This window comes from Hydrogenophaga sp., assembly GCF_965657535.1.
Lineage (GTDB): Bacteria > Pseudomonadota > Gammaproteobacteria > Burkholderiales > Burkholderiaceae_C > Hydrogenophaga.
Map to the genome: position 1 here is coordinate 484,442 of NZ_CBFHOP010000003.1, position 6,841 is coordinate 491,282.

The following is a 6,841-nucleotide window of genomic DNA, read 5'->3' on the forward strand; positions in this document are numbered from 1 at the left end:
CGGCCGGCGCTGCAGGCTCAGCCGCTCAAATCGGGTAGATCAGCGAGTTCAACACCATCTCGCTGTCGTACACACAGCGCCGCTCCTGCAGTTTCAGGCCGGCTTCGGTGCGCACAAAGGCGTCGATGTAGCGGCCCACGTTGTAGACCTCGCTCACGCTGCCTGGCTTGGTGCGAAACACCGCATAGTGGGCCTCGGCGCGCACGGGGTCTGCGGCCGTGCCAGCCCCGGCTGCGGTCACGCGCGCCGGGCTGACCACATGGCGCGTGTAGTACGGGCCGTGGTAGATGGTGTGGCTGGTGCCGTAAATGCGGTCGCGCAGCATGCCCTGGCTTTCCAGCGCCAGCAGCGCCAGGGGCAAGCCGCGGTCAAAGTTTTCACGCGCCTGCACCCAATACCGTGCGTCCTCGGTGAAGCACTCGGGCCAGGCGTCAAAGCGGCGTCCGTCGAGAGCGGCGGCGTAGTCGGCGTTGAAACGGTCAATCGCGTGGTGCAGCAGCAGGCTCTGCAGGGCGACGTCGCCCAGCGTCTGAAGGGGGTTCACAGGTCCATCGCTTTCTTCCAGTAGGCGTACATGCCGCGGATCAGGGTTTCGGTCACCATGTGTTCGGTGGGCGGCTCGCCAATGCCGTTGGCGGTGCCGCCCAGTTCCACCAGCGTGGCACCATCTTCGCCCCACTGTTTGAAGCCGTCCTGGCTGAATTCGATCACCTCGCCGTCGTCCGCGCTCACGAAGCCAGCCGGGCCGAACAGGTTGGCCTGGCGCAAACGGCGCTGGGTCATCTCGGGCGTGTCGTCGGTAAAGCCGATGTGGGTCCACACAAAGTCAAACTCACCCGAACCGCGCGGCACGATGTGGCGGGTGCTGAGCGAGTTCACCTGCTGCTGCACGATGACGCTGGGGAACAGCGTGATCATGGTCACCGTGGGGGTGATGGTCTGGCCCGGGTTCTGCGGGTCGTCAATGGTCCACCAGGGTTCGGACACCACGTCGAGCAGGCGGGCATCGTGCAGCGTCATGTCGGCTTTGAAACTGGTCACACCCTCGGTCACAGCGCTCTGGCCACCGTCGTTGCGGCGCGAAATCATCACCGCGTGACGGCCCTGCGCGTCCATCACCATGCGGCTTTTCTGGTCGGCGCGCCACAGGCCGAAGGTGACAAACCAGGTGTGCAGCAGGCCCGGGTGGTAAGGGTCTTTGATGTTCTCCATCATCAGCTTCCAGTTGCCCGGAATGCGCTGGCGGTTGTAGCCCAGCAACTGCAGCTGGCGGCCTTTGAAAATCCGGTCCAGCCAGGGCATCACGGCCGGGCCCAGGTAGTCTTCCAGCGGCTCGGTGTCTTCGCTGAAGGTGGCAAACACCAGCCCGTGCAGCACCGCCACGCGCAGCTTGGTCAGGCCGTTCTGCTTGATGTCAAAGCCCTCGGGCATGCCGCCGTGCACGCATTCGCCCTCGTCACCTGGGGCCTTCACGCCGTCTTTGAACGGCAGGCCGGCGAGGTCGCCGTTGAGCTTGTAGGTCCACTGGTGGTAAGGGCACACAAAGCTGCGCGCGTTGCCCACCTGCCCGTCCATGGGCGGCTGGCAAAAGCGCACGCCGCGGTGCGCGCAGCGGTTCTCCACCACACGGATGCCGGGGTCTGTGGCGCGGTCTTTGGGGGCCACGCGGTCGCGCACCATGATGACCTGGCGCTCGCCCACCCAGCTCAGCCTGTAGTCGCCCGTGTTCGGAATCTCCACCGCCAGGCCCACGTAGCACCAGTGCGGGCCGTAAAACAGGCGTTCCAGCTCGCGCTGGTAGAGAGCGGGGTCGGTGTAGGCCCAGAAAGGCACGCGGCTGGTGCCCGGCTCGCTCCAGCGAGCGGTTTCGTTCGATGTATTCATGTCTCCTCACGCGCAGGTGCTGAAGAGAAAATGATACGCCCACTTACCAATAACGGCAGCCCCGCAGCGCGGGCCCGCGCTGAGCAGGCTTCAGCGCAGCACCAGGTAAGCGGTTGCAGCGAGCGCCACCGTGCCCCAGCCCAGCCACTCAATGGCGGGCTTGAGCTTGGCTTCAGCCGCCGGGCCAAAGCGGGCCATGAGGAAAGCCACCAGAAAAAAGCGCCCGCCACGCCCAATGAACGAGGCCAAGGTAAACGGCAGCAGTGCCATGCCCAGGCCACCGGCGGTGATGGTGAAGGCTTTGTAGGGAATGGGCGAAAACCCCGCCAGCAACACCGCCCAGAAGCCCCACTGTTCAAACCACAGCTGTGCATGCGCCAGTTTGGGCGCGTAGCCCATGCGCTCGACCCAGGGCATGACGGCGTCCATGGCCGCCCAGCCGATCAGGTAGCCCAGAAGCCCGCCGAGCACCGACGCCAAGGTGGTGAGCAGGGCCAGCCGGAACCACGATTTCGGCCGCGCCAAGGCCATCGGCGCCAGCATCACGTCGGGCGGAATGGGGAAAAAAGACGACTCCGCAAAGCTCAGACAACCCAGAAACCAGGGGGCTTTGGGGTGGCGGCTCCAGGCGAGCACGCGGTCGTAAAGGGGGCCAAAGAGTTTCATGGGGCGTGCGGTGGAGACAAAACCTGTCAATTATGGGGCTGCAGGGGTTCTGGCCTGCACCCGCTAAAACAGCCCGTGGGAGTGGAAGCCACAGGCGCTAAACCTACAATTCCGGGCATGCTCAACCCCCCACGCCGCCCCATCCGGGAACTGCCCGACGAACTCATCAGCCAGATTGCCGCCGGTGAGGTGGTGGAGCGACCCGCTTCGGTGGTGCGCGAGTTGCTCGACAACGCGCTTGACGCCGGTGCCAGCCAGATCACGGTGCGGTTGCAGGCCGGCGGCGTGCGGCTGATCAGCGTGGAAGACAACGGCTGCGGCATCTTGCGCAGCGAACTGCCCACCGCGCTCAAGCGCCACGCCACCAGCAAAATTGCCAGCCTGGCCGACCTGGAGTCTGTGGGCACCATGGGTTTTCGGGGTGAGGCGCTGGCCGCCATTTGCTCCATTGCCGAAGTGTCGCTGCTGACCCGGGTGGACACCGCCGAAGAACCGTACGGCTGGCTGCTGGACGGGCGCAGCGGTGAACTGCAACCCACAGCGCGCAACGTGGGCACCACGGTGGAGGTGCGAGAGCTTTTTTTTGCCACGCCCGCCCGGCGCAAATTTCTGAAAACCGACGCCACCGAGCTGGCCCATTGCGTGGAAGCGGTGCGCCGCCACGCGCTGGCCCACCCCGAGGTGGGCTTTGCCATCTGGCACGACAGCAAACTGGTGGCGCAGTGGCGCGCAGTGGCTGGTGGCGGCATGGCCGCCCTGCGCCAGCGCCTGGCCGATGTGCTGGGCGAAGATTTTGTAGAGCAGGCCGTGCCGGTAGACTGGCCGCTGGACCTCCCCGCTGAGTCCGAAGCGGCCGACGCACCGCAGCGCCTGCGCGTATGGGGCTTTGCCGGCGTGCCCGACGCGGCCCGCTCGCGCAGCGACTGGCAGTTTGCCTATGTGAACGGCCGCTACGTGCGCGACAAGGTGATCACCCACGCGGCCCGCAGCGCCTACGAAGATGTGTTGCACGGCCACCGCCAGCCGGTGTATGCGCTGTTTGTGTCGATCGACCCGACCCGGGTGGACGTGAACGTTCACCCGACCAAGATTGAGGTGCGTTTTCGGGACAGCCGAGAAGTGCACCAAGGTGTGCGGCGAGCGGTGGAGGCGGCCCTGGCCGCACCGCGCGCGGGCGCTGCAGCGGTATCCCCCCAGCCCACCACCCCCGGTGCGGCGCCCAGCGCCGAGCAACCCGCCTGGCAGCCCCCCAGGGACCAGCAAGCGCTGGCCTGGCAGCGCAACGAACCCGAAGTAGGCCACCGCGTGAGCGATTTGGGTGCGCTGTGGGGCGCCAATCCGGCCAGCGCTTGGGCCGGCTCTGCCCAACCGGGCGCGGTGGCTGCCTATGGGGCAGAGGCCACCCGAGGCGCTGTGGACACGGCGGTCACGCAAAACGCAACCGATGGCACCTCGGCCCCCGCAACGCCACAAGCGCTGCCCGCAGGCGAATGGCCTTTGGGCCGCGCCATTGCCCAGCTGCAGGGCGTTTACATATTGGCCGAAAACACCCAGGGCCTGGTGGTGGTGGACATGCACGCCGCCCACGAGCGCATCGTTTACGAGCGCCTGAAACAGCAGCTGGACGAGGAACAATTGGCCAGCCAGCCACTGCTAATACCCGCCACCTTTGCCGCCACACCGCAAGAAGTGGCCACCGCCGAAGACAGCGCTGTGGTGCTGGCCATGCTGGGGCTGGAGGTGGTGCCGTTTTCACCCAAAACGCTGGCGGTGCGCGCGGTGCCCACCACACTGGCCCAAGGCGACCCGGTGGAGCTGGCGCGCAGCGTGCTGGCCGAGCTGGCCCAGCACGAAGCCAGCACCGTGGTGCAACGCGCCCGCAACGAACTGCTGGCCACCATGGCCTGCCACGGTGCAGTGCGCGCCAACCGGCGCCTCACGCTGGATGAAATGAACGCCCTGCTGCGCCAGATGGAAACCACGGAGCGCTCCGACCAGTGCAACCACGGCCGCCCGACCTGGCGGCAAGTGGACATGAAAGCGTTGGATGCGCTGTTTTTGCGCGGGCGCTGAAACGCACCAAAAATCGACTTTCACGGGGATCACAAGGGCTCAAGACGCACCAAAACAAATCATTACGCACCACTAAAGAGCGTTTTACGTCGCAAAATGCCAGTTTTGCATAATGTCATGCACTTATTTGGAGCATGACACCATGAAATACGCATCGGTTCACGATTTTCTCGCCCACGTTGAGCAGCGCAACCCCGGCCAACCCGAATTTCTCCAAGCCGTCACGGAAGTGATGGAAAGCCTGTGGCCCTTTATAGCGGCCCACCCCAAATACGCCGAGCAAGGGCTGCTGGACCGCCTGGTCGAGCCCGAGCGCGTGGTGATGTTTCGCGTCGCATGGGTCAACGACCACGGCGATGTGCAAGTCAACAAGGGCTACCGCATCCAGCACAGCATGGCCATTGGCCCGTACAAGGGCGGCCTTCGCTTTCACCCCTCGGTCAACCTCTCCGTGCTCAAGTTTCTGGCGTTTGAACAGACCTTCAAGAACGCGCTGACCACCCTGCCCATGGGCGGCGGCAAGGGTGGCTCCGACTTCGACCCCAAGGGCAAGAGCCCGGCCGAGGTGATGCGCTTTTGCCAGGCGTTTGTGAGCGAACTGTTCCGCCACGTGGGCGCCGACACCGACGTGCCCGCTGGCGACATTGGCGTGGGCGGCCGCGAAGTGGGCTACATGGCCGGCATGTACAAAAAACTGAGCAACCGCGCCGACTGCGTGTTCACCGGCAAAGGCATGAGCTTTGGCGGCTCGCTGATCCGCCCCGAAGCCACCGGCTACGGCACGGTGTACTTCGCTGAAGAAATGCTCAAAGCCAAAGGCCGCTCGTTTAACGGTCTGCGCGTGAGCGTGTCGGGCTCGGGCAATGTGGCGCAGTACGCGGTGGAAAAAGCCATGGCACTGGGCGCCAAGGTGATCACGGTGTCCGACTCCAGCGGCACCACCGTGGACGAAGACGGCTTCACCCCCGAAAAGCTGGCGATCTTGATGGACGTGAAAAACCACCTGTACGGCCGCGTGAGCGACTACGCCGCGCGCACCGGTGTGAAGTTTGAAGCCGGCGTGACGCCGTGGCATGTGCCGGTGGACGTGGCCCTACCCTGCGCCACCCAGAACGAACTGAACGCGGCCGACGCTGCGCTGCTGATCAAAAACGGTGTCGTCTGCGTGGCCGAGGGCGCCAACATGCCGTCCACCATCGAAGCGGCCAAGGCGTTTGAGGCCGCGGGCGTGCTGTACGCGCCAGGCAAGGCCAGCAACGCCGGCGGCGTGGCCACCTCAGGCCTGGAAATGAGCCAGAACGCGCTGCGCCTGTCATGGCCACGCGACGAGGTGGACGCCCGCCTGCTGCAGATCATGCAAGGCATCCACGCCGCCTGCCTGAAGCACGGCACCCGCGCCGATGGATCGGTCAGCTACATCGACGGCGCCAACATCGCCGGCTTTGTGAAGGTGGCCGACGCCATGCTGGCACAAGGCGTTATCTAGGCTCCCCCCCGCGCCGCGCCTAAGGGCGCGTCACCCCCCTGAGGGGGGCGGCACTGGCCGTCTGGCGAAGCCAGCCCGGCGGTGCCCTGGGTGGGGCACTTCACGCCGGATGTACTAGCTTCCCCCCGCGCCGCGCCTGAGGGCGCGTCACCCCCCTGAGGGGGGCGGCACTGGCCGTCTGGCAAAGCCAGCCCGGCGGTGCCCTAGGTGGTGCACTTCACGCCGGATGTACTAGCTCCCCCCCGCGCCGCGCCTAGCAGGCTGCTGAAATACCTCACGCCGAAACGACCCCGTTCAGTGCAATGAGTCAGTTTCGGTCGATTGGGTCTGTCGCGGTCGCGCAAAGCGCCATCCAGGGGGCTGGTTTGCGCGTTTGAAGGGCCTTTTGCCTGCATTTGGCGCTCATTGCGCACCCTGCAGACGGACTTGTCCCAAGGTGCGCATGCGCACCAGGTTGTAAGCCGCCATAGTCATCACGAAGACCTGACCGACTCTCTTGAGGCCACGCACCATCACCTGGCGAATCGGGCCGATGAACTTGCCCCAGCCAAACCCCTGCTCAATGCGTTTGCGCTTTTGCTGCGAGATGGCGTAGCCCTCGCTGGCGGCCAGCTCATCAGGCACGGCCGACGCTCTGCCCGCCTTGTTCTGTGCGACATGGGGCGCGACCTCCATGTCTTGCAAGGCTTTGATGAACTCGCCCGCGTCATAGCCCTTGTCTGCACCCAAGGT

6 protein-coding genes are annotated in these 6,841 nt (G+C 65.4%); 2 read left to right on the forward strand and 4 right to left on the reverse strand.

Going from position 1 to position 6,841, the window contains the following annotated elements; translation table 11 throughout:
- Window positions 1–25: 25 nt before the first annotated feature.
- The 3 genes from ACTG4K_RS07575 to ACTG4K_RS07585 all read right to left on the reverse strand — a co-directional run bounded on the left by ACTG4K_RS07575 (window position 26) and on the right by ACTG4K_RS07585 (window position 2,550).
- A complete protein-coding gene (locus tag ACTG4K_RS07575) occupies window positions 26–544 on the reverse strand; it encodes an aromatic-ring-hydroxylating dioxygenase subunit beta (protein WP_439113570.1) in 519 nt (172 codons plus the stop codon).
- Window positions 541–1,884: an aromatic ring-hydroxylating dioxygenase subunit alpha gene (locus ACTG4K_RS07580; RefSeq protein ID WP_439113571.1), complete on the reverse strand. Its 1,344-nt coding sequence runs from the start codon at window positions 1,882–1,884 to the stop codon at window positions 541–543. The genes ACTG4K_RS07575 and ACTG4K_RS07580 overlap by 4 nt, the downstream gene beginning before the upstream one ends.
- Before the next feature lie 90 nt (window positions 1,885–1,974).
- Window positions 1,975–2,550, reverse strand: coding sequence for a YqaA family protein (locus ACTG4K_RS07585; protein ID WP_439113572.1), 576 nt, complete (start codon window positions 2,548–2,550; stop codon window positions 1,975–1,977).
- A 117-nt stretch (window positions 2,551–2,667) separates the two neighbouring features.
- Here ACTG4K_RS07585 and mutL point away from each other — a divergent pair, with 117 nt between their 5' ends.
- Both mutL and gdhA read left to right on the forward strand, forming a co-directional pair.
- Complete coding sequence (mutL, locus tag ACTG4K_RS07590; RefSeq protein WP_439113573.1) at window positions 2,668–4,623, forward strand: DNA mismatch repair endonuclease MutL; 1,956 nt, start codon at window positions 2,668–2,670, stop codon at window positions 4,621–4,623.
- Between the two features lie 142 nt (window positions 4,624–4,765).
- Complete coding sequence (gdhA, locus tag ACTG4K_RS07595; protein WP_439113574.1) at window positions 4,766–6,109, forward strand: NADP-specific glutamate dehydrogenase; 1,344 nt, start codon at window positions 4,766–4,768, stop codon at window positions 6,107–6,109.
- 402 nt (window positions 6,110–6,511) lie between these two features.
- Here gdhA and ACTG4K_RS07600 read toward each other — a convergent pair.
- Window positions 6,512–6,841 (reverse strand): transposase (locus tag ACTG4K_RS07600; protein ID WP_439113575.1); only part of this gene is annotated, 330 nt, incomplete at its 5' end.